The sequence below is a fragment of the Nonomuraea sp. NPDC049378 genome, assembly GCF_055586745.1.
Genome location: NZ_JBVJHP010000021.1, coordinates 82,584 through 104,787, shown reverse-complemented (window position 1 = coordinate 104,787; position 22,204 = coordinate 82,584). Strand labels below are relative to the sequence as shown.

23 protein-coding genes are annotated in these 22,204 nt (G+C 71.4%); 13 read left to right on the top strand and 10 right to left on the bottom strand.

What is annotated here, in order from left to right:
- Positions 1–23: 23 nt before the first annotated feature.
- The gene (locus ACZ6SA_RS37750) at positions 24–491 is read left to right on the top strand and encodes a hypothetical protein (RefSeq protein WP_347650315.1); all 468 of its coding nucleotides are present in this window, start codon (positions 24–26) and stop codon (positions 489–491) included.
- A gap of 10 nt (positions 492–501) precedes the next feature.
- Here the strand turns inward: ACZ6SA_RS37750 and ACZ6SA_RS37745 are convergent, their stop codons facing one another.
- Entirely contained in the window at positions 502–1,323 is an 822-nt protein-coding gene (locus ACZ6SA_RS37745; protein ID WP_465833657.1) for an SAM-dependent methyltransferase, read from the bottom strand.
- 86 nt (positions 1,324–1,409) lie between these two features.
- Positions 1,410–2,372: a GlxA family transcriptional regulator gene (locus tag ACZ6SA_RS37740; protein ID WP_347650317.1), complete on the bottom strand. Its 963-nt coding sequence runs from the start codon at positions 2,370–2,372 to the stop codon at positions 1,410–1,412.
- 71 nt (positions 2,373–2,443) lie between these two features.
- Here ACZ6SA_RS37740 and ACZ6SA_RS37735 point away from each other — a divergent pair, with 71 nt between their 5' ends.
- Both ACZ6SA_RS37735 and ACZ6SA_RS37730 read left to right on the top strand, forming a co-directional pair.
- Entirely contained in the window at positions 2,444–3,724 is a 1,281-nt protein-coding gene (locus ACZ6SA_RS37735; protein WP_347650318.1) for an MFS transporter, read from the top strand.
- 13 nt (positions 3,725–3,737) lie between these two features.
- Positions 3,738–4,397, top strand: a complete 660-nt coding sequence (locus tag ACZ6SA_RS37730) for an aminoacyl-tRNA hydrolase (protein ID WP_347650319.1) — start codon at positions 3,738–3,740, stop codon at positions 4,395–4,397.
- Here ACZ6SA_RS37730 and ACZ6SA_RS37725 read toward each other — a convergent pair.
- Positions 4,387–5,349 carry a DUF3616 domain-containing protein gene (locus ACZ6SA_RS37725; protein WP_465833654.1) on the bottom strand — a complete coding sequence of 321 codons (963 nt, stop codon included), beginning with the start codon at positions 5,347–5,349 and terminating at the stop codon, positions 4,387–4,389. The genes ACZ6SA_RS37730 and ACZ6SA_RS37725 overlap by 11 nt on opposite strands.
- Before the next feature lie 170 nt (positions 5,350–5,519).
- Between ACZ6SA_RS37725 and ACZ6SA_RS37720 the strand changes: the two genes are divergently transcribed.
- From ACZ6SA_RS37720 to ACZ6SA_RS37690, 7 genes are all read left to right on the top strand, one after another.
- Complete coding sequence (locus ACZ6SA_RS37720; protein ID WP_465833652.1) at positions 5,520–6,281, top strand: hypothetical protein; 762 nt, start codon at positions 5,520–5,522, stop codon at positions 6,279–6,281.
- 38 nt (positions 6,282–6,319) lie between these two features.
- Positions 6,320–8,266 (top strand): ATP-dependent zinc metalloprotease FtsH, encoded by a 1,947-nt coding sequence (ftsH, locus tag ACZ6SA_RS37715; RefSeq protein ID WP_347650570.1) that lies wholly within the window; start codon positions 6,320–6,322, stop codon positions 8,264–8,266.
- A gap of 66 nt (positions 8,267–8,332) precedes the next feature.
- Positions 8,333–8,953 carry a DUF937 domain-containing protein gene (locus tag ACZ6SA_RS37710; RefSeq protein ID WP_347650571.1) on the top strand — a complete coding sequence of 207 codons (621 nt, stop codon included), beginning with the start codon at positions 8,333–8,335 and terminating at the stop codon, positions 8,951–8,953.
- Positions 8,954–8,969: 16 nt separating this feature from the next.
- A complete protein-coding gene (locus ACZ6SA_RS37705) occupies positions 8,970–9,551 on the top strand; it encodes a Maf family protein (protein WP_347650572.1) in 582 nt (193 codons plus the stop codon).
- A 10-nt stretch (positions 9,552–9,561) separates the two neighbouring features.
- A complete protein-coding gene (locus ACZ6SA_RS37700) occupies positions 9,562–10,320 on the top strand; it encodes an EI24 domain-containing protein (RefSeq protein ID WP_347650573.1) in 759 nt (252 codons plus the stop codon).
- 264 nt (positions 10,321–10,584) lie between these two features.
- Positions 10,585–10,968: a DoxX family protein gene (locus ACZ6SA_RS37695; RefSeq protein WP_347650574.1), complete on the top strand. Its 384-nt coding sequence runs from the start codon at positions 10,585–10,587 to the stop codon at positions 10,966–10,968.
- Between the two features lie 128 nt (positions 10,969–11,096).
- Positions 11,097–12,185 (top strand): DUF4192 domain-containing protein, encoded by a 1,089-nt coding sequence (locus ACZ6SA_RS37690; RefSeq protein WP_465833648.1) that lies wholly within the window; start codon positions 11,097–11,099, stop codon positions 12,183–12,185.
- 106 nt (positions 12,186–12,291) lie between these two features.
- Here ACZ6SA_RS37690 and ACZ6SA_RS37685 read toward each other — a convergent pair whose 3' ends face one another.
- A complete protein-coding gene (locus ACZ6SA_RS37685; protein WP_132641993.1) occupies positions 12,292–12,636 on the bottom strand; it encodes a hypothetical protein in 345 nt (114 codons plus the stop codon).
- A gap of 181 nt (positions 12,637–12,817) precedes the next feature.
- Between ACZ6SA_RS37685 and ACZ6SA_RS37680 the strand changes: the two genes are divergently transcribed.
- Positions 12,818–13,369 carry a magnetosome magnetite crystal formation protein family gene (locus tag ACZ6SA_RS37680; RefSeq protein ID WP_465833646.1) on the top strand — a complete coding sequence of 184 codons (552 nt, stop codon included), beginning with the start codon at positions 12,818–12,820 and terminating at the stop codon, positions 13,367–13,369.
- 157 nt (positions 13,370–13,526) lie between these two features.
- On the opposite strand, the gene ACZ6SA_RS37675 is transcribed toward ACZ6SA_RS37680, so the two are convergent.
- The 4 genes from ACZ6SA_RS37675 to ACZ6SA_RS37660 form a co-directional block, all read right to left on the bottom strand.
- Complete coding sequence (locus ACZ6SA_RS37675) at positions 13,527–14,141, bottom strand: septal ring lytic transglycosylase RlpA family protein (RefSeq protein ID WP_465833748.1); 615 nt, start codon at positions 14,139–14,141, stop codon at positions 13,527–13,529.
- 735 nt (positions 14,142–14,876) lie between these two features.
- The gene (locus ACZ6SA_RS37670; protein WP_465833644.1) at positions 14,877–16,400 is read right to left on the bottom strand and encodes an ATP-dependent DNA ligase; all 1,524 of its coding nucleotides are present in this window, start codon (positions 16,398–16,400) and stop codon (positions 14,877–14,879) included.
- Between the two features lie 269 nt (positions 16,401–16,669).
- Positions 16,670–17,044: an FKBP-type peptidyl-prolyl cis-trans isomerase gene (locus ACZ6SA_RS37665; RefSeq protein ID WP_132516184.1), complete on the bottom strand. Its 375-nt coding sequence runs from the start codon at positions 17,042–17,044 to the stop codon at positions 16,670–16,672.
- Between the two features lie 119 nt (positions 17,045–17,163).
- The gene (locus ACZ6SA_RS37660; RefSeq protein ID WP_443150984.1) at positions 17,164–18,603 is read right to left on the bottom strand and encodes a GuaB1 family IMP dehydrogenase-related protein; all 1,440 of its coding nucleotides are present in this window, start codon (positions 18,601–18,603) and stop codon (positions 17,164–17,166) included.
- Between the two features lie 98 nt (positions 18,604–18,701).
- Between ACZ6SA_RS37660 and ACZ6SA_RS37655 the strand changes: the two genes are divergently transcribed.
- Entirely contained in the window at positions 18,702–19,154 is a 453-nt protein-coding gene (locus tag ACZ6SA_RS37655) for a GyrI-like domain-containing protein (protein WP_347650580.1), read from the top strand.
- 21 nt (positions 19,155–19,175) lie between these two features.
- On the opposite strand, the gene ACZ6SA_RS37650 is transcribed toward ACZ6SA_RS37655, so the two are convergent.
- Positions 19,176–19,694: a TetR/AcrR family transcriptional regulator gene (locus ACZ6SA_RS37650; RefSeq protein WP_443150985.1), complete on the bottom strand. Its 519-nt coding sequence runs from the start codon at positions 19,692–19,694 to the stop codon at positions 19,176–19,178.
- Positions 19,695–19,777: 83 nt separating this feature from the next.
- On the opposite strand from ACZ6SA_RS37650, the gene ACZ6SA_RS37645 reads away from it, so the two are divergent.
- Positions 19,778–21,001, top strand: coding sequence for an FAD-dependent monooxygenase (locus ACZ6SA_RS37645; protein WP_465833640.1), 1,224 nt, complete (start codon positions 19,778–19,780; stop codon positions 20,999–21,001).
- On the opposite strand, the gene ACZ6SA_RS37640 is transcribed toward ACZ6SA_RS37645, so the two are convergent.
- Positions 20,998–22,119 (bottom strand): CaiB/BaiF CoA transferase family protein, encoded by a 1,122-nt coding sequence (locus ACZ6SA_RS37640; RefSeq protein ID WP_465833638.1) that lies wholly within the window; start codon positions 22,117–22,119, stop codon positions 20,998–21,000. The genes ACZ6SA_RS37645 and ACZ6SA_RS37640 overlap by 4 nt on opposite strands.
- Between the last annotated feature and the right edge of the window lie 85 nt (positions 22,120–22,204).

Here is a 22,204-nt window from a genome sequence, read left to right as displayed (position 1 = left end):
ACGGCCCTGCTAATTTATTTGGCATGGATATGCTAAAAATCGGCCTGCTCATCGGTCTTGTCGTCTACGTCGTGGCCAGGCGGATGGCCGGCCAGCCGCTCGTCGCCAAGGACGTCTACGTGCCGCCGGTCATCATGGTGGGGATCGGGATCCACGGGCTGCGCGCGATCGACCTGTCGGCGACGGACCTCCTGTGGCTCGCCGTCACGACCCTGCTCGGCGTCGCCTTCGGGGCCATGCGCGCCGCCACCACCGAGGTGTTCCCCAAGGGCGGCGTCCTGTGGCAGCGCTACACGGGCAAGACCCTGGTGGTGTGGGCGCTGACGCTGGTGGCCGGCTTCGGCGTGGGCGCGCTGGCGGTGGCGTCCGGCATGAACGCCGAGGCCAGGTCCATGCCGATGTCGATCGGCGTCGGCCTGCTCGGCGAGGCGCTGGTGATCCTGCTCAGGTCGCGGAGCGCGGGCGTGCCGTACGCGCAGGAGCAGCGCTGAGCGGCCCGGCTCAGGCGCGGCCGACGCCGGCGAGGATGCCCGGCCTGACGTAGTCGTACGTGCCGCCGGGGGAGGCGTCGGGCGTCCAGTCGGCGACCGGGACGACACCGGGGCCGATCAGATCGAGACCGTCGAAATAGGCGGCGATCTGGCCGCGGTCGCGGCCGGCCAGGCCGCCGGAGGTGGTGCCTCGGTAGACCGACCGGCCGGCGTCGGTCACGTCGGCCGCGGCGTTGCCCGCGTACAGGTGCGAGAGCACCAGATGGCCGCCGGGCCGCAGCCGCTCCCTGACGCGGGCCACGATCCCGGCGGCCTCGTCGTCGTCGGGCACGAAGTGCAGCACCGCGACGAGCAGGACCGCGTACGGCTCCGACATGTCGATGCGCCCGGTGACGCGCGGGTCGTCCAGGATGGCGTCGGGGTCCCTGAGATCGCCCTCCACCGCGAGGACGTCGGGGTCCCTGGCCAGCAGCGCGCGGGCGTGGGACAACACGATCGGGTCGTTGTCGACGTAGACGACGCGGGAGCCGGGGGCGTGCCGGTGGGCCACCTGGTGCACGTTGTCCTGGGTGGGCAGCCCGGCGCCGATGTCGACGAACTGGCGCACGCCGGCCTCGGCGGCCACGCGCACGGCCTGGCGCAGGAAGGCGCGGTTGGCCAGCGCGATCTGCCGGGTGTCGTTGCCCATCCGGCGGCCGATCTCGATCATCTTCTCGGCCGCCTCGCGATCGGCGGGGAAGTTGTCGCGGCCGCCGAGATAGTAGTCGTACATGCGGGCGACGCTGGGGACATGAGGGTTGATCTCTGAAGATAAGCGGTCAACCTCGGCCATGTCACGACCCTTCGGGACGTAGATCTTTTGCGCCGATTCTAGGCGGGGAACGGCCGGAATCCCGGAGCCCTGCGGCGAGCGGCCGATCAGATGCGCCGGAAGGTACGCCGGTAGGCCAGCGGAGCCACACCCACGGCCGCGCGCAGGTGCTGGCGCAGCGACACCGCCGTGCCGAAGCCGGCCCGCCTGGCCACCTCCTCCACCCCCAGCTCCGTCGTCTCCAGCAGGTGCCTGGCGTGCTGCACGCGCTGCCGGTTGAGCCACTTGGCCGGGCTCATGCCGCTCTCCTCGCGGAAGCGCCGGGTGAACGTGCGCACGCTCATCCTCGCGTGCGCGGCCAGCACGTTGAGATCGAGCGGGGCGTCGAGGCGAGCCAGCATCCAGGCGCGGGTGGCCGCCGTGCCGTCGCCGTCGCCGTCCGGAAGCGGCCGGTCGATGTACTGCGCCTGGCCCCCCTCCCGCCAGGGCGGCATGACGCAGCGGCGGGCGGCGCGGTTGGCCACCTCGCTGCCGTGGTCGCGCCTGATCACGTGCAGGCACAGGTCCATCCCCGCCGCCACCCCGGCCGAGGTCAGCAGGTCGCCGTCGTCCACGTAGAGCACGTCGGGATCGAGCTTCACCCGCGGGAACAGCGCGCCGAAGCGCGCCGCCTCCAGCCAGTGCGTGGTGGCCCGCCGCCCGTCGAGCAGCCCCGCGGCCGCCAGCACGAACGCGCCCGTGCAGATCGACATCGTGCGGGTCGGCCCTTGCCGGGCGGCGCGCAGGGCCGCCGACATCCCCTCCGAGATCGTGCCCTCCACCAGTGCCCGGCCTCCGTGGATGCCCGGCACCAGAACCGTGCCGGCCGTGCCGAGCACGTCGAGGTCGTGGTCGGGCTGCACGGTGTAGCCGGCCGAGCAGCGCACCGGCATGCGGCCCTCGGAGCAGGTCACCACCTCGTAGAGCCGTTCGCCGTGCGCGTCGCGGGCGCTCCCGAACACCTGGCCGGGCACGCCGAGGTCGAGCGGGGCGAAGCGGTCCAGCACCACGACCGCGATCCGATGGGTCATGGCTGGATTCTTGCAGATATTGGCTTTTGGGCCACTCGTGACCACCTGGGGAGTTCGACCAGGATGGGCGCATGACCTTGAGCACCACCCCCACCCGTCGCGGGCTGCACCGGGCCTGGTACGTCGCGGCCGTGGCCTTCGTGACGATCCTGGGCGCGGCCGGGTTCCGCGCCACCCCCGGTGTGCTGATCACCCCGTTGCGGGAGGAGTTCGGCTGGTCGGCCGGCACGATCTCGCTGGCCGTCTCGATCAACCTGGTGCTCTACGGCCTGACCGCGCCCTTCGCCGCCGCCCTGATGGACCGCTTCGGCATGCGCCGCGTGGTCGCCGTGGCGCTGCTGCTGATCGCCTGCGGCAGCGGGCTCACCGTGCTGATGACGGCGAGCTGGCACCTCCTGCTGCTCTGGGGCGTACTGGTCGGGCTCGGCACGGGGTCGATGGCGCTCGTGTTCGCCGCGACGGTGGTGGACCGCTGGTTCGTCCGCCACCGCGGACTGGTCACCGGCGTGCTGACGGCGAGCGGCGCCACCGGGCAACTCGTCTTCCTGCCCGTGCTCGCGCATCTCGCGCAGGGCTCGGGATGGCGCTTCGCCTCGCTGACCGTGGCCGCGGCGGCGCTGGCCGTGGTGCCGTTCGTGTGGTGGCTGCTGCGCGACCGGCCCGAGGACGTGGGCACCACGGCGCTGGGCGCGCGGCCCGGTGCGGTGCGTGCGGCGCCCAGCACGGCCAACGCCACCCTCAGGGCCGTCACCGTGCTCGCCGCGGCGGCGCGGACCCGGCCGTTCTGGATGCTGGCGGGCGGTTTCGCGATCTGCGGAGCCAGCACGAACGGCCTGGTCAGCACCCACTTCATCCCCGCCGCGCACGACCACGGCATGGCCGAGCCCGTCGCCGCGGGCCTCCTGGCGGTCATCGGGATCTTCGACGTCGTGGGCACGGTCGCGTCCGGCTGGCTGAGCGACAAGATCGACCCGAAGATGCTGCTCGGCGTCTACTACGGGCTGCGCGGGCTCTCCCTGATGGTGCTGCCCGGCCTGTTCGCGGCCACGACCGAGCCGAGCATGCTGATCTTCATCGTCTTCTACGGCCTGGACTGGGTGGCGACCGTGCCGCCCACGGTCGCCCTGTGCCGGCGCGTCTACGGAGCCGACGGAGCCGTCGTGTTCGGCTGGGTGTTCGGCGCGCACCAGGTCGGGGCCGCGATCGCCGCGTTCGGGGCCGGCCTCACCCGCGACCACCTGGGCGCCTACGACCTCGCCTGGTACGCCGCCGGCGCCCTCTGCCTGGTGGCCGCCGGCATGTCCCTGGCGATCGGGCATGCTAGGGAGGCGACGAACCCGAGCGAGCGATGAACCTCGGAGAGCGATGAACACCGAGCTGTACGTCCTGCCGCTGGTCGTCAGGATCGAGCGGGCCGCGCCCCCCGAGCGCACCGACGCCCTGGAAGCCGCCGCCATGGCCGTGCTGAGCCTGCTGGCCGATCCGGGCGATTGGGCCGCCGAGCTGCACGCCTGGCAGTCCACCGGCAAGATCCGCAAGGTCGTGCGCCGGGCGCGGGGCGCCGAGTGGCGGCGGGCACTCGCGCTGCCGGGGCGCACGATCGGGCACCGCACGGCAGAGGTGCGCGTGCATCCGCCGGTGCCGCTCGACGACTGGCCGCGAGACCTCGCGCGGCTGCAGGTGTCGGGCACCGAACTGGCCGACACGGCCGAGCCGCCTCCCGCCGAGCCCCCGATTTTGTGGGAGAACCCCAGGTTGGAGATGTCCGCGGGCAAGGCCATGGCGCAGGCCGGGCACGCCGCCCAGCTCGCGTGGTGGGCCAGCGACGCCGGCGAGCGTGCCGCCTGGCGGGAGCGCGGGATGGCGGTGTCGGTGCGCCGGGCCCGCGCGCAGGACGACTTCGACGCCAGGGCGGCCGCCGGGCTGCCCGTCGTGCGCGACGCCGGGTTCACCGAGATCGAGCCGGGGTCGTGCACGTTCGTCGCGGACGCGCCCTGGCTCGCCGGGCGCGTCTTCAGAGGGTGAACACGTCGGCCAGCACGCCGCCGGCCGGGGTGACGCGCGCGGGCGACGGGCTGTCGTAGACGACCATGAGCCGGCCACCGGCCAGCAGCGCCAGCCCTTCTGGGTGGTCGCAGCCGGTGCCGTACGGCAACTCCAGCACCGTCTCCAGCTCGCCGGCCGGAACGACGTCCCTGCGCCGGCCCGGCCGCCAGCGGACCACCCGTACGGGCCCGTCGAGGCTCATGGTGGGCCCGGCGAGCACCAGCAGCGAGTCGCCGTCGGGGCACAGGTCCCGCACGCCCAGCCCGTCCAGGTCCAGGAAGTGCTTGCGGTACGGCTCGCGCAACCGCAGCCGCCCGCCGCCCGCGTCGTCCAGCCGCAGCTCCAGCACGACCGCCCAGCCGCGCAGCACGGGGCCGCGCAGCCCCAGGTAGACCTGCTCGGACACGACGGCGATGCCTTCGACGTCGAACCCGTTGTCCTTGCCGGGCAGATCGAGGAACGCCCCGAGGTGCCGGTCGTCACGCAGGTGCGTGGTGAGGCCCTGCCCGCCGGACAGGATCGCCCCCTGACCAGGGGTCCGCTCGTCGAGGAGCGGCAGGCGTACGAGGATGAAGCGGTTCTCCTCCCTGACCACCGTGGCCAGCCGGTCGGCGGCCTTGGCGGGGTCCTTCGACTTGACCTTCTTGCGCTTGAGGCTGTGCGAGCCGGCCAGCCAGAGGTGGCCGTCGGCGCGGGCGAGGCCCTCGATGTCGGCTTCGTCGACGGGGCCGGCCGGGAGGTCGACGTGGTCCGCCAGCTCGAACGTGCGCTGGGCGCCGAAGTGGTCGCCCGTCCACGCCAGGTGCTCGAACGTCGCGGTCTCGTCGCCGGCGATCCAGAGGCCGGTCGCGCTCTGCCTGATCGCTGAGAGGTTTGTATGGGTTTGGGCTGCTCTGGAGGCTTGATCGAAGCGCAGCTCCACCTGTTCCACGACGCCATGATTGCACTTCGGTCGCTTCGAGGACGCCATGGCGGGATATGTCGTACGCTCCGCTCGTGCTCGATGGGGAAGATGAGATCAAGGGTTTCCGCGTGAGAACCGCTTCCAGACCTTGGGTCCCTGCTTCTCCGCCCAAACGCTCCCGCATCGGTGATCTCCGCATGCGGGTGGTGTACCGGGGGCTCGCCGTGGCCGCCGCCGTCGTGGCCGTCGCCGTGGCGCTGGTCGTGGTGGTGCTCCCGTCAGGGCCGGACGAGGTCGCGGCGGGGCCGGTAACCGCGCCGCCGGCCGCACCGTCCTCGTCCGGCCCCGCACCTTCCCACGCGGCCGGCGAGCCCGTCGAGGCGGCGAAGGCGTCACCCACTCCCGGCGCCTCGCTCGCGCCCGGCTACACGGCCATGGAGGCGCTGTACGCCGACCCGCGCGTCCCCAAGCTGACCTCCAAGGTCAGGAGGGTCAAGGTGCGCCCGCCCGCCAGGCGGGTCCTCAAGGACCGGCGCACCGGGCTGGCCGTGCCGAGGCTGGGCCGGCCGTGGAAGGCGCACAATCCGGCGCCGTACACCACCAAGCAGGTGCTGCCCAGGCAGCGCGGCACGAGCCTGCGCGGGGTCCTCGTGACCTGCCCGCTCCCGATCATGGAGCAGAAGTCGCGGCGCGACACGGCGCTGCTGGCCGCCCGCTGGACGCTCAACCACCACCCCAAGGGCTCCCGGATCACCTGGCTGGCCGCGCAACCGGTCAAGCGCGGATGGATGCTGATTTATCGGGTGAAGTACGGAAAACACTCCTCCCGGGCGGCCGTCGTCGTCATGGACGGGGGAATGAGCAAGCCCGGCCTGGCGTTCGTCACAGTGCCTGACACGCAGCGCAAGCACTGGCCCGATGTCGGCCGCGTGGCCGCAGGGGTACGTGTCCTAGGCTAGAAAGATCATTGAATGCGGCGATATGGGGGAGTGACGCCGTGGAACGCTCTGGAGCGCCGCAGCCATCCGACAAGGGCAAGGGCAAGCCGCCCTGGCGCTCGGAAGGCCTGCCCGGCACACCCGGAGGGCGACCCAAGATCAACTGGTGGCGGTTCGCCGTCACCCTTCTGATCGTGTACGCGGCCTTCTTCGTGGTCTCGTCGTTCGTCGACAGCGGCTCGGTCGAGACGATCTCGTACACCGAGTTCACCAAGCAGGTGAACGCGAAGAACGTCAAGGACATCTACGCCGAGGGCCTTTCGGTCGAGGGCGACCTCAGATCGGCGGCGAAGAACCCCGAGAGCAACGAGTCCTACACCAAGTTCGCCACCGAGATCCCGGCCTTCGCCAACACCGACCAGCTCGACCAGCAGCTGGCCAACGGGCAGGTCGAGATCACCTCCAAGCCGATCACGCGCGGGTTCTTCTCCAACCTGCTGTTCTCGCTGCTGCCCGTGCTGCTGCTGGCGGGCCTGTGGATCTGGATCATGCGGCGGGGCGCCAGCATGATGGGCGGCGGCGGCCTGGGCGGGCTCGGCAAGTCGAAGGCGGCCAAGCCGGTCGAGGCCGGGCAGGTGCGCGTCACGTTCGACGACGTCGCCGGCATCGACGAGGTCGAGAACGAGCTCGTCGAGATCGTCGACTACCTCAAAGACCCCGACAAATACCGCAGGCTGGGTGCGAAGCTGCCCAAAGGCGTGCTGCTCGCGGGCCCGCCGGGAACCGGCAAGACGCTGCTGGCCAGGGCGGTCGCGGGCGAGGCCAAGGTGCCCTACTTCTCGGCCAGCGCCTCCGAGTTCATCGAGATGATCGTCGGCGTGGGCGCCTCGCGCGTGCGCGACCTGTTCGAGGAGGCGCGGAAGGTGGCGCCGTCGATCGTGTTCATCGACGAGATCGACGCCATCGGCCGGGCCAGGGGCGGCGCCGGCGGCGTCGGCGGGCACGACGAGCGCGAGCAGACGCTCAACCAGATCCTCACCGAGATGGACGGCTTCTCCGGGGCCGAGGGCGTGATCGTCATCGGGGCCACCAACCGCCCCGAGATCCTCGACCCGGCGCTGCTGCGTCCCGGGCGCTTCGACCGTACGGTGCAGGTGGGCCTGCCCGACGCGGCCGGCCGCACCGCGATCCTGGCGGTGCACACGAGGGGCGTGCCGCTCGACCCCGAGGTCGGCCTCGACCAGCTCGCCAAGACCACCCCCGGCATGACCGGCGCCGACCTGGCCAACCTCGTCAACGAGGCGGCCCTCCTTGCCGCCAAGCGCGGCAAGGAGAAGGTCTCGACGGCCGACTTCACCGACGCGCTGGAGAAACTGCAGCTCGGCGCGGCCCGCAGCATCGTCATGCCGGAGGACGAGCGCACCAGGACCGCCTTCCACGAGGCCGGGCACGCGCTGCTCGGGATGCTCCAGCCGGGCGCCGACCCGGTCAGGAAGATCTCCATCATCCCGCGCGGCCGGGCGCTCGGCGTCACGCTGTCCACCCCGGACAGCGACCGCTACGCCTACGACGAGCAATATCTGCGCGGGCGCATCACCGGCGCGCTCGGCGGCATGGCGGCCGAGCAGGTCGTGTTCGGCGTCATCACCACCGGCGCCGAGAACGACCTCGAGCAGGTCACGATGATCGCCCGCGGCATGGTCGGCCGCTGGGGCATGTCGGAGAAGATCGGCCCGCTGACCATCCTGCCCAACGACGGCCAGCAGCCCCAGGCCTCGCCTGTCACGCTCGCCATGGTCGACGAGGAGGCGCGGCGCATCGTGGACGAGTGCTACGAGCGCGCGGTCCAGGTGCTCAGCGACAACCGCGACAAGCTCGACGCGATCGTGGAGGCGCTGCTGGAGCACGAAACCCTCGACGAGGCCGGTGCGTACGCCGCCGCGGGCCTGTTGAGCCGGTCCGCGGACACCGCCGGGAGCCGGCCGAGGGAATTTTCCGAGAATTAGGCAATCCGGACGTTGACGCCGATTGTGGTCGGGGCAGATGTTTCGACAACGATCGGGGGACTTGTCGTGACACTGACTGACGAGCTTCTCGCCGAGCTCGGAGACTCAGGGCTGGAACAGGTCGCCGGGATGCTCGGCACCGACCCGGCCACGGCCCGCATCGTGACCCAGGCCGTCGCGGGCACGATCATCGGTGGCATGGCCCGCGACGCCGAGCACCTTGACGGTGCCGACGCCCTGCTCAGCGCGCTGGACGACCACAAGGACACCGACCCGTTCAACGGCGACGTGGCCTCGCTGACCCGCGACGGCCACAACATCCTCGGCCACGTGTTCGGCGGCCAGGGCACCGAGCGGGCGGCGGCCGGGCTGTCGCAGCTCGCCGCGGTGAACCCCGGGGCCATGATGAAGCTGCTGCCGCTGGTCGCCCCCATGATCATGTCGCTGCTCGCCGACCGCGCCGCCGGGCGTCACCTGGACGCGCGCGCCCTGGCCGACGAGCTCGACCACGAACGGTCCACCCTTCCCGCGAAGCTGGGCGACCTGGTGACGACCCTGCTCGACGGCATCTTCGGCGGCACGCCCGCGCAGCGGACCAGCCCGTACGACACGGCGGCCATCACCCGCGGCCGCAGGAGCGCGGGCAGCCGTGAGATCACACCGGGCACGGCGACCCCCGACTGGTGACCGGTAGGCTGTGCGAGTGATCGTTCTGGCCTCAGCCTCCTCCGCCCGCCTGGCTCTTCTGCGCAGCGCGGGCCTCGACCCCAAGGTCATCGTCAGCGGCGTCGACGAGGAGGCCTATTCGGCCTACTCACCGGCGGCGCTCAGCCTGGTGCTGGCCAAGGCCAAGGCCGAGGCGGTCGCGAGCGGGCTGGACGAAGGGCTGGTCATCGGCTGCGACTCGATCCTCGAGCTCGACGGCCGCCCCTACGGCAAGCCGGCCACACCCGAGGAGGCCCTTGAGCGGTGGCGGCTGCTGCGGGGCCGCACGGGGCGGCTCGTCACGGGCCACTGCGTCATCGACGTCGTCGCCGGCCGGCAGGCGGCGGAGACCGCCACCACCGTGGTGCACTTCGGCCGGCCCTCGCCCGAGGAGATCGCCGCCTACGTCGACACGGGCGAGCCGCTCTCCCTGGCCGGAGCCTTCAGCATCGAAGGGCGCGGCGGATGGTTCGTCGAAGGGATCGAGGGCGACCACGGCAACGTGCTCGGCATCTCGCTGCCGCTCCTTCGCGACCTGTTCGCGGAGCTCGGCTACGCGGTGACGGCTTTCTGGCGCTAGCCTGCCGGACATGCGATCAGTGCGTGACTTCTTCTCCGGCGTGGGCTTCTTCCTCCAGGGGTTCGGCTGGGTCTCTCGCAACGGGCGCTGGTGGCTGTTCGGGCTCATCCCGGCGCTCATCGCGTTCGCCGTCTACGTGGTCGCGCTGATCTTCCTCGGCACCAACGCGACCGATCTGGCCGCGTTCCTGACGCCGTTCGCCGACTCGTGGAGCTGGCGGGAGGCGTTCCGCGCGCTCGTGGGCGTCGCCCTGTTCCTGGGCGGTCTGGCGCTGGCGGTGCTGACCTTCGTCGCGCTCACGCTGGCGATCGGTGATCCGTTCTACGAGAAGTTGTCGGCGGCGGTCGACGTGCTGGAGACGGAGGAGGAGCAGCCCTGGTGGCGCACTCTGCCGCGGTCCATCCGCGACAGCCTGGTCACGCTGTTCTACGTGCTGCTCTTCACGGTTCCGCTGTTCGCGCTCGGGTTCGTACCCGTGGTGGGGCAGACGGTGGTGCCGGTGCTGGGAGCGGCCGTTTCCGGATTCTTCATGACAGTGGAGCTCACCACCCTGGCCCTGGAACGGCGAGGCATGGCCCGCAAGGAACGCTTCGCCCTCCTCCGCGCCAACAAGGCCGGCACGCTGGGGTTCGGAGTGGCCGTGTTCCTGCTCTTCCTCATCCCGTTCGTGGCGGTCATCGCCATGCCCGCCGCCGTGGCCGGCGCCGCCCTCCTCGTACGCACCCGCCTGGCCCCGGCCTCCACCCCCAGCCCTGACCCGGCGCCCTGAGGTGCTTCGGGGGGGCCCGGGCTCACCTCTCCCCACGTAAAGCATCAGGACCTCGCCGAGCTCGTCGGCTGATCGAGTGCGCCGCCGTCGCGTGACTGTCGGGTGGCCGCCAGGAGACGCCGGTCGCCCCGCTGCGGGGTTCGCGAGCGCGTGAGGTGCGCCACGTCCTCAGCCCTCCGGCTGACCTGCGGCCTTGCCGATGTCACAGCCCGAGGTGGCTTCTCGTCATGGGAGGTGCACGCCCTTTCGTTTCAGGAGTAGCTGATGAACCTCACCTTGTGGATCGCCGCCGGACTGCTGGCAGCCGTGGCCTTGCTCGGCGGCTTCACCAAGACCTTCGTCCCCCAGGCAAAGCTGGCCGCGAGCCATGGCGGGGGGTGGACCGGGGAGGTGAGCGCCGGCTTCGTCAAGACCCTGGGCATCCTGGAGGTCCTGGCCGCGGCGGGCTTCATCCTGCCCGCCGCGCTCGGCATCGCCCCGGTGATGGTGCCGGTGACCGCCGTCTGCTGGATCCTGTTGATGATCGGCGCGGGGATCACCCACGGCCGCCGCGGCGAATACCCGCTCGTGGCGCTGAACGCGGTCTACCTGGCGCTCGCGGCCTTCGTCGCCTGGGGCCGCCTCGCCGTCGAGCCCTTCGCCGGCTGACCCCGGCAGCAGGGTGGAGATGTGCCGGCTGCCGGGTTGTCCACAGCCTCAGCCCGCCCCCTCGCTCCATCCCCAGAACGACTTTCGGTTCTTCCGGCCCCCGCCCGCCCTCGGCACCCTTGGGGCCCATGACGACCGACAGCTCCACCTTCACCGACGAGCCCCGCCTCACCCTGGCCGGCCCCTCCGACGTCCTCGCAGCCGTCCCCTACCTGGTGGGTTTCCACCCGAAGACCTCCCTCGTGGTGATCGGCATCGACCACGGCACGACCAAGGTCGTGGCCCGATGGGGTCTCCCGCTGGAGCCCGGCACCCTCGACCCGCTGGCCCCCCTCCTGCAGCGGGAGAGCGTCACGGAGATCGTGATCGTGGGCTACGGTCCCGGCGAGGTGGTCACCCCCGCGGTCGACGAGGTCAGGCGGCTGGCTCCACGGGCCGGCGTCCGCGTGGGGGAGGCACTACGCGCCCATGAGGGCCGCTACTGGTCCTACGTCTGCGACGTCCCCAGATGTTGCCCTGCGGACGGCACCACCTACGACCCGTCCACCAGCCGGATCGCCGCGGAGGCGACGGTCCGGGGCCTGGTGGCCCTGCCCGACCGCGAGGCGCTGGAGCGCACGCTGGCCCCTGTCACGGGTCCGGTGCGCATGGCGATGCGGCGGGCCACGTCCGACGCCGTCGCGGAGGTCAGGGCCGGGCTCACCGCCACTCCCGACCTCGACGCCCACGCCCGGCAGTTCGTCTCGGAGGGCCTGGCCAGGGTCCGGTCGGCGGTGCGGACCCACGCCGGGGGCGGCCGCCTCGACGACGCCGAGGCCGCCAGGCTCGGCCTGGACCTGGCGGTCATCCGCGTCCGCGATGAGGCCTGGACCCTCATGGACGAATCCCACGCGTCCCTGTGGAAGGATCTGACGCGCAGGCTGGAGCCCCGCTTCACGCCACCGGCCGCCTCCCTCCTGGCCATGGCGGCCTGGCGGGCGGGAAACAACGTCCAGGCCACCATCGCCCTCGAGCGCGCCCTGACCGTCGACCCCGGCTATTCGATGGCCAACCTCCTCATGCACGCCCTGCAGAACCTGCTCTCACCGAGCGTCCTGCGGGACCGTCTCCCCACCCCGGCCGAGCTCGACGCCGCCATGGGCCCCGTCCACGCGGTGTGGTTGCTGCCCCTGGTCAACCTGCTCGACGACGAGGCACCGCCGCCACCTCTCGAATAGCCGTCCACCATGGTCCTACTCTTGAGGGCCGTGCGCGGTGAAGGGATATGACCCTCGGCCGTCTGGCAAATCGCACGGAGGAATATCCGAATTCCGGATGTCCGGGTTAGAGGGTGTCCTCCTCGCGGCGGCGGCGCTCGTTGTAATCGCGCATCCGCCGCGGATATCCGGTGAGCTGAACGTCGTACACCGGCAGGGCAAGATTGCGAGCGACCTTGCGGATGACGGCCGGTGAGCCGACCCTCCGCCTGGTCCACTCGCCGTCGTCGGCCACCGCCACGGCGGTCGTGTCGGTGGCGAAAGTCTCTGGCTCGACGTAGAACTCGACGCCACGCCGCGAACGGGCAAAGGCGATGAGCGCTTCGATGTCGGCGTCTGTCGCCTCACGGTCGAACTTTGCGACTTTGGGGCCGCGCAGCCGACGCAGGCCGTAGCGGTCGCGCCATCTCATGAATCCTTTTTATACGATCTGAGGGCTCCGCGCCGGGGGATGATCTAAGGGACGGATCGGGGATTCTCCGGATAGCACCCTGGCCTTCGAAGACGCAGTATGGGGGGAGACCGTTCGATTCTCACCGAGGAGAGGCATGGCGATGATGGCTGGGGTACCGACAACCCCTGGGCCGGGACAGGTGCCGCCAGCTCAACTGCGCGTCACCCACCAGGACCGAGAGCACGTGGTGGAGCACGTCAAGGCCGCCTACGCTGAGGGCCGCTTCGACAAGCTCGAGTTCGACGACCGGCTGGAGCGCGCGATGACGGCGCGCACGCACGGTGACCTGATGCCCATCATGACCGAGATCTACGGCACCCAGGCCGTGCCCCAGCTCGCCCCTCCTTCCGCGGCCGAAGTCCGCCACGAGCGCGCGCCGGAGAGCAACGAACGCCTCGGCGCCGCTCTCGGCCACATGGTGCTGCTGCTCGGCGTACCGATCGTGGCACCGCTGATCCTGCTGCTCACCGGCGGCAAGACCTCCCCCTACATCCGCCGGCAGGCGCTGGAGGCGCTCAACTTCCAGATCACGCTCGTAGGAGCGTCGATCTTGCTGCCCTTCACCATCATCGGCATCGTGCTGGTGCCGATCATCTGGGTCGTGGCGGTGGTCCTCGCGATCGTCGGCGGCGTCTCGGCCCTGACGGAGGGAAACTTCCGCTACCCGATGACGCTCCGCCTGGTGAAGTGACACGACGTTTCGTCCCGCTTCTTTCGCGTACGCCCCGCCGAGGCCCTGACCTCCGCGGGGCGCGTCGCGTCCTTCCCCGCACACGCCCGTTCCCGAGCCCCCAACCGTCCGGTGCACGGCCGACCGCCGTTCTTCCGCTGGCCGGCTGTGGCCAGGGTCAGCGGGCCAGCACCTGATACTTGACCTTCATCACACCGGCACTGGTGTTGCCGATGGCAGCGAAGGCGGCTCTGGACAGGTCGAGGCAGCGGCCGCCGATGTACGGGCCGCGGTCGTTGATGCGAACCGTGACCGTCTCCCCGCTGGCCGGGTTGGTCACGCGGACCTTGCTGCCCAACGGGAGGGTCTTGTGCGCGGCGGTCATCGCCGACGGGTTGAAACGCTCGCCGCTGGCCGTCATCTGGGGGTCGCCATAGTAGGAAGCGCCGCACCTGCCGGACGACAGCACACGGAGCTTGGGCTTCGAGGAACGCGTCTTCGGCTCGGGTGATCCTGGCTTCGCCGTCGCCTGGGGTGCGGTCTTCGCTCCCGGTCCCCGGGATTCAGCCCTGGCCCCGGTGCTCTGGGACTCCGTCTCCGCGCCCGGACGCCGCGCGCCAGGGCCGGGGGTCGCCGTCACTGACCCGGACCCCTGGGAGCCGGTGTCACCACCGGACTCAGGGGATGTCGTCGTCTTCGGGTGGGCCGCCGGGGTCCTGGAGAGGGGGGACGGTTGCGGGCTGTTCCGGCGGGCGGCTTCGCCCGGGGTGCTGGCCTGGCCGGGAGCGCCCATCGAGCGCCGGAAGGGGTCGTCGTCGCCGAAGGCGGCCCACGCGGTCGTCGAGGCGGCGCAGACGACGGCGCCGCCGGCTGCGACGGCGGTCCACCGCTTGGCGGGAGAGAGCTTGCGGTCATGCGGAGACGGCTTGCGGGAATGCTGGCCCAACGTAAACCACGGGTCCTCCATAGGGGATAGGGCTAGGAAGGGCCGGGCGCGAGGGGGCGAGGGCGTACGGCGGCCGATCCGCGGGCGGGCTGGGGGTCCCGCGCGACGAGGACGAACATATGCGACAAACGGCGAGTAAAGACAACTTAATGGGACATTAAGTGACTCATCTCACGGGCTCGCCCCAGCGGTGTGGCAGCCGGCCGAGGAGCGGCACGTGTACGTCATCGAGGACGCCGCCCGTGTCGGAGGCGGTGTGAGCACGATCGGGCCGGACGATCCGGTCCCCGAGGCGTACGGGACCGCAGGGCAAGGGCCCGGCCGGCGGAGGGGAGCGGCGCGGTCGGGCAGGGGGAGGGGAACTGTGCGGTCGGGCAGGGCGGAGGGGAGCGAGGCAACATCCGTCTTTCGCGACGCCGGCCGCGACTGGCGGGCCGGAAGACTCCGCGACGCTTCCTGACGGTTGCCTCCACGCAGAGCGCGTCCCGCGGCCGCGAGCGGGGCGTGCCGGTCCGTGCCCGGGGGGCGCTCGTACAGACGCGCTCCACGGCCCGTCGCCGGTGGGCGGCGAGGCCGTGTGGATCACAACATCAGCGCGCGTACGGTCTCCACCGTGTCGGCGTCCTCGACCCGCTTGTCGGGGCGGTAGCGCAGGACGCGGGCGAAGCGCAGGGCCATGCCGCCCGGGTAGCGGGGTGAACGCTGCACCCCGTCGAAGGCGATCTCCACGACCACCTCAGGTCGCACCCTGACCGTCCAGCCGTCGGTGGGGCCTTCGGCGAGCTCGAGGAAACGCTCGGTCTGCCAGGCGAGCAACTCGTCCGTCATGCCTTTGAAGGTCTTGCCGAGCATCACGAACCCGCCATCGGGGTCTCTGGCCCCCAGGTGGAGATTGGACAGCTTGCCCTGGCGCCGCCCGTGACCCCACTCGGCCGCCAGCACGACCAGGTCGAGCGTGTGACGCGGCTTGACCTTGATCCAGCCGGCGCCACGGCGGCCCGCCGCGTAGTGGGAGGCCAGGGACTTGACCACCAGGCCCTCGTGGCCGGCCTTCACCACGTCGGTGAAGAACTGCTCGGCCTCCGTCACCTCGTCCGCGATCAGCCGCGGGGTCAGCAGACCCTGGGGGACCAGGCGGGTCAGCGCCTCCTGGCGCCGGGCGTAGGGCTGGTCGAGCAGGTCGGCGCCGTCGACCCGCAGCGCGTCGAAGAAGAACACGCTGAGTGGCGTCCGCTCGCGCAGCCGCGCGACGTCGGTCTTGCTGGACACCCGGCTCGCCGTCACCTGGAACGGGTGCGGCCGCCCGTCGGGGCGCAGGGCGATCACCTCGCCGTCGAGGACCAGGTCGTCCGCGGGCATCGCGAGCACGGCCTCGACCAGCTCGGGAACCTGCGGCGTGATGTCGTCGAGCGTGCGGGTGAAGACCTTGACCTCCGAGCCCGCGCGGTGGGCCTGCACCCTGACCCCGTCGAGCTTCCACTCCAGCGCCGCGGGCGTGCCCGCCTTCTTGAGCGCGGCCGCCACGTTGGGCGCGCTGCCCGCCAGCATGGGCGAGACCGCCCGCCCCACCTCCAGCCGGAACGCGTGCAACGCCGCCACCCCGCCGGCCAGCGCGGCAGCCCCGACGGCGGGCAGCGAACCGCGCAGCGTGAGCGCGCGGCGCACGTCGCTCGCGGGAGCGCCGGACGCCTTGGCCACCGCCTCGATCATCACGCCGTCGAGCGCGCCCTGCCGCAGCTCGCCGTGGAGCAGCCGGCTCATGAACTGCTGCTCCTGGCTGGTCAGCCCCGCGAACAGCTGCGCCACCAGCGTCTTGCGCGCCGTTTGCGAGCCCTGCCCGGACACCGCCTTGATCGTGCTCAGCAACGCGTCGACGGCGGTCAGCGTGGCGGTTGCGGCCAGTTTGGGCTGGGGGAGATCCTCCAGCGTGCGCCAGCCGACGCCCACCTGCCGCTGGGGCAGCTCGCCCGAGAGATAGGAGATGGCGATCTCGGCTTCGCCGGGGCCGACCCGGCCCAGCAGCTCCGCCAGATGACCGATCTTGCCCAGCCTGGCGGACGTGCGCGTCACCGCCTCGGACACCCGGACCACGTCGATCAGAAGCACACGTTCATGGTGCCTCACGTGGCCGACATTTCCGTCCACCGGGTGCAAGGATTCTCAGTGATTCGCCCGGCGCGCGACCGACGCGAGCGCTCGGGCGCAGGAGAACCGCTCCGCCGAGCGCCGGGCCTGTGGCGGCTTCCGCAACCCCGGCCAGGTGGTGGCTTGCGCGCCGGGCCCGAAGGATGGCTCCGCTGGTGGTGTCGGAAGGTGGCCTTCGGGACCGGCTTCGACCGGGCGACCGGGCAGGCCCTCCAGGAAGGAGGGAGACGCTAGCTGACGCCGAGCAGGTCGACGACGAAGATGAGCGTCTCGTTCGGCTTGATGCGGGCGCCCGCTCCGCGGCTGCCGTAGCCGAGGTGCGGCGGGATGACCAGCTTGCGCCGGCCGCCGACCTTCATGCCCGCGACGCCCTGGTCCCAGCCGGCGATGACCCGCCCGCCGCCGAGGGGGAACTCGAACGCCTCGCCGCGGTTCCACGACGCGTCGAACTCCTCCCCGGTCGAGAACGCGACGCCCACGTAGTGGACGCGTACGTTGTGGCCGGGCTTGGCCTCCTGGCCGTCGCCGACGGTCAGGTCGACGATCTCCAGGTCGGCGGGCGGATTGCCTCCGGGAAAGTCGATCTCGGGCTTCTCGAGTGCCACGTAGTGCTCCTGTTGACGATGAGAACTGACCCGACGACTCTATGCGCTCGGGACATCGTCGTCGTTCGTGACTCCGCCGATTCCCGACCCGGGCGGGCCGCTGTTCCGGGGACGCGCGGTCACCAGCTCTGGTGCAGGGGCATGCCTTCGGCGTAGCCGGACGAGCTCTGGACGCCGACGACCGCCTGCCGGTGGAACTCCTCCAGGTTGGAGGCCCCCGCGTACGTGCACGACGAGCGCAGCCCGGCCACGATGGCGTCGATCTGGTCCTCCACGCTGGGCCGTTTCGGATCCAGGTACATCCGGGACGTCGAGATGCCCTCCTCGAACACGGCCTTCCTGGCCCGCTCGAACGCCGAGTCGTCGGCCGTCCTGAGCCGCACGGCCCGCGCGGAGGCCATGCCGAAGTTCTCCTTGTACTTGCGCCCGTTGGCGTCCGTACGGGTGTCTCCCGGCGACTCGTACGTGCCCGCGAACCAGGACCCGATCATCACGTTGGAGGCGCCGGCGGCCAGCGCCAGGGCGACGTCGCGCGGGTGCCGCACGCCACCGTCCGCCCACGCGTGCCGCCCCAGCCGCCGGGCCTCGGCCGCGCACTCGACGACGGCCGAGAACTGCGGCCGGCCGACCCCGGTCATCATCCGCGTGGTGCACATGGCGCCGGGGCCCACCCCGACCTTGACGATGTCGGCCCCGGCGGCGACGAGATCGCGTACCCCCTCGGCGGTCACCACGTTGCCGGCCGCGACGGGGACGGGGGCGTCGAGCGCCTTGACGGCGCGGAGCGCGGAGATCATCTTGTCCTGGTGGCCGTGGGCGGTGTCCACGACCAGGCAGTCGATCCCGGCGTCGAGCAGTTCCGCGGCCCTGGCGGCCACGTCGCCGTTCACGCCGACGGCGGCCGCGATGAGCAGCCGGCCCTGGGGGTCGACGGCGGGCTGGTAGAGGGTGGCGCGCAGCGCGCCCATGCGGGTGAGGATGCCGACCAGCCGCCCGGCGGCGTCGACGATGGGCGCGAGCCGGTGGCGGCCCTCGTGCAGCCGGTCGAAGGCCGTGCGCGGGTCGAGCCCGGCGGGCAGCGTCAGCAACTCGCTCGACATGACCTCGGAGAGCTGGGTGTACATGTCCACGCCCTCGCAGTCGGCCTCGGTCACGACGCCGACGGGCTGGTTGTCCCAGTCGACCACGATGACGGCGTTGTGCGCCCGCTTGGGCAGCAGTTGCAGCGCCTCGCCGACCGTGTCGTGCGGGGTGAGGGTGAGCGGCGTGTCGTGCACGAGGTCGCGTTTCTTGACCCAGTCGACCACGTTGGCCACGACGTCCAGCGGGATGTCCTGCGGGATCACGGTGATGCCGCCGCGCCGCGCCACGGTCTCGGCCATGCGCCGGCCGGCGACCGCGGTCATGTTGGCCACGACGAGGGGGATGGTGGTGCCGGTGCCGTCGTTGGACGAGAGGTCGACCGCGAGCCGCGAGCCGATCGAGGACCGCGACGGGACCATGAAGACGTCGCTGTAGGTCAGATCGTACGGAGGCTCGAGGTCATTGAGAAATTTCACGTTCATCCATCTTATGTGGTGACAGGGTGTGCCAAGGGTTTCCCCCTTTCTCGGGGGCTTATGATCGCCCCGGGATACTTTTGGGGGAGGGAGGGCCTGTGGACGTCACCGAACGGGCCGAGCTGACCGTGGTCGGCTTCGCCGTACGTACCACCAACGCCGACGAGAAGGATCCGGAGCGGGCCAAGCTGCCCGCGCTCTGGAAGCGAGCGGGTGCGCCGGGGGCTTTCGCGCACGTGCCGGGACGCGTGGACGAGAACCTCTACGCCGTGCTGACGGACTACGAGAGCGACCACAACGGGGCTTTCACGCAGATCGTCGGCATCGGCGTGCGCACCGTGCCGCGGTTGCCCGAGGGCATGGTGGCCGTCCGGGTGCCGGCGGCCAAGTCGCTGAAGCTGGAGGCCCGCGGCTCGATGCCGCAGGCGCTCGTGGAGGCGTGGCAGCAGGTGTGGCACTACACCGAGTCGGGCGGTTCGCCGGCGCGCGCGTTCACCACGGATCTGGAGGTGCACCACCGCGACGGCGCCGACCTGTTCATCGCCCTCTAGCGAGGGCCGGACACGGGTGGATCAGAGGCCGAGCGCGGCGGCCGCCGCCTTGACGGCCGTCGGCTTGACCTCTTCGATCGGCCGGTCGGCGTATTCGACCGTGCAGTCGGACATGCCGCCGAGCGCCACCGTGGCCCGGATGCGCTGCTCCTGCGTGACGTCGGCGCCGAGCAGCAGGCCCACGAGCCGGCGCCGCCAGTCGAACAAGCGGTCGGTCAGGTCGAGCTGGCCCAGCGTGGCCAGGTCGGTGAGCACCATGACGAGCACCTGGCGGTGCCGCCAGATCATCTCGAAATAGTCATCCAGCAGCTCGCGCGGGTCGCCGGGCGCTCGTGCCGTCACGAACCTGTCGTGGTCGTCGATCAGCGGCTGGACGATGCTGCGCACGAGGTCGTCGCGCGAGGCGAAGTGGTAATAGAGCGCGGGCTTGGTGATGCCCAGCCGGTCTGAGATCTGGCGCAGGCTGGTGTTGCGCACGCCCTGCTCGGCGAACAGTTCGCGGGCGACCGCCTGGATGCGGGCCTTGGTGTCACTGGGCATGAGCCAAGGCTATCCCTTACCTATCGTTAAGTAAGGGGCCGTGCTAGCGTCGCACTTACCATCCGTTAAGTAAGGAGAGTGCGGTGCGAATCCTCATCTCGGGGGCGAGCGTGGCGGGACCGGCGCTGGCGTACTGGCTCAGCAGGTACGGCTTCGAGGTCACCGTCGTGGAACGCGCTCCCGCGCTGCGGAAGACGGGCGGCCACGCCATCGACCTGTTCAGGCCGGCCATGGACATCGTCGAGCAGATGGGCGTGCTGCGGCAGGTCCTGGACAGGAGGACCGGCACGGATGTGCTCACGATCTACCGGGAGGGGCACGCGCGCCCCGTGAACGTGGAGGTGCGCCGCCTCATGGCGGGGGTCTCCGACCGGCACGTCGAGATCATGCGCGACGACCTGAGCGAGATCTTCTACGACGCCACCCGGCACGACGCCGGCTACGTCTTCGGCGACTCCATCGCCTCGATCTCCGACGGCGGGGAGGTGGTCTTCGACAGCGGCAGGACAGGCGCGTACGACCTGGTGATCGGCGCCGACGGCCTGCACTCGAACGTGCGCAGCCTGGTCTTCGGCCCCGAGTCGCGCTTCACCTCGTGGATCGGCGCCTACCTGGCCGTCGCCTCGGTGCCCAACCACCTGGGGCTCGACGGCCGGATGGAGGGCCTGACGGGGGCCGGGAGGATGGCCGCGCTCTACGGCGCGGCGCACATGGCCGACGCGCGGGCCGTGTTCCTGTTCAGGACCCCGGAGCCGCTCGACTACCACTACAGGGACGTCGCCCGCCAGAAGGAATGCCTGCGAGAGCACTTCGCCGACGCGGGATGGGAGGTGCCGCGGCTCATGGAGGAGCTGGACCGTACGCCGGCCTTCTACTTCGACTCGATCACCCAGCTCCGCCTGGACACCTGGTCACGGGGCCGGGTGACGCTGGTCGGGGACGCAGGCTACTGCCCGGGCCCGGCCGTCGGGGGCAGCACGAGCCTCGCGGTTGTGGGGGCGTACATCCTGGCGGGCGAGCTGGCCGCCCACGGCGGCGACCACACGCGGGCCTTCCCCGCCTACGAGGCGGAGATCGGCGCGTACGTGCGCCGCAGCCGGGCCTTCGCCATCGCCGCGGCCAGGCGCCTGGTGCCCGGCAGCCGGTTCGAGGTGTGGGCGCTGGTCCAGGCCGCGCGGCTGATCGATCACCTGCCGGCCGCCGTGACCAGGGCGGCGAGCAAGATCGGCGCTGCCAAGGGGGTGCGCCTGCACGACTCGATCACGCTGAAGGACTATTCGGCCCACGCCGTGGCGACGGCACGCTAGGCGAGCACTCCCTGGGCGCGCAGCTTCTCCGCCTCCTCCGGCGACAGGCCCCAGCCCGACAGGTCGGCCTGGCGGGTGGCGGGTGACAGATCCTGGGCGGGCACGCCCACCAGGCGGGGCGCGGGCACGGGATGGGTCACGCCGCCGACCTCGACGAACGAGCCTCTGGCGACGTTGTGCGGGTGCGCGGCGGCCTCCGCCATGGACAGCACGGGGGAGACGCACGCGTCCGAACCCTCGAAGAGGGCCTCCCACTCGGCCCGCGTCCGCGTCCTGAACTCCGCCGCCAGGCGGGCCCTCAGCGCCGGCCACTGCGCCCTGTCGTTCCTGTCGGGCAGGTCGGTCAGGCCAATCAGGGTCACCATCGCCTCCCAGAACTGCGGCTCCAGCGCCCCCACGGCGACGTACCCGCCGTCGGCCGTCTCGTAGGTGTCGTACTGCGGGGCGCCGGTGTCCAGCAGGTTCGTGCCGCGCGGCCCCCAGAGGCCGCTCTGCACGGCCTGGTAGAACATGGAGAACAGGATGGCCGCGCCGTCGACCATGGCCGCGTCGACCACCCTGCCCCTGCCGGTGCGCTCCCGTTCGAACAGCGCGAGCAGCACGCCGTACGCGAGCATGAGCCCGCCGCCGGCGAAGTCGCCGAGGATGTTGATCGGCGGCGTCGGCTTGTCACCTTCGCGGCCCAGCATCGACAGGACGCCGGAAACGGCGACGTAGTCGATGTCGTGCCCGGCGGTGGGGGCGAGCGGCCCGTCCTGCCCCCAGCCGGTCATCCGGCCGTAGATCAGCCGCTCGTTCACGGCGCCCAGGTGGTCCGGCCCGATGCCGAGCCGCTCGGCCACCCCGGGCCGGAACACCTCGATCACCACGTCGGCGTGCCGGGCCAGCTCCTTGAACGCCGACACGCCCTCCGGGGTCTTCAGATCCAGCCCGACCGTGCGCTTGCCGCGGTCCATGACGTCGGTGCGCGGCCGGTCGGAAACCGCCTTGACACGGTCCACACGCAGGACTTCCGCGCCGTGATCGGCTAGCATCATCCCGGCGAACGGCCCTGGAGCGAGTCCGGCGAGTTCCAGCACGCGCACTCCGGCCAGCGGGCCACGGCGATCATCAGGCATGTACGTCTCCTCGGTGTGAGCCCAGCTCCAGTAGAACAACCTTCGGTCGCCTGTGGCAAGCCGCCCATCCGAGCCTCGCGACCTT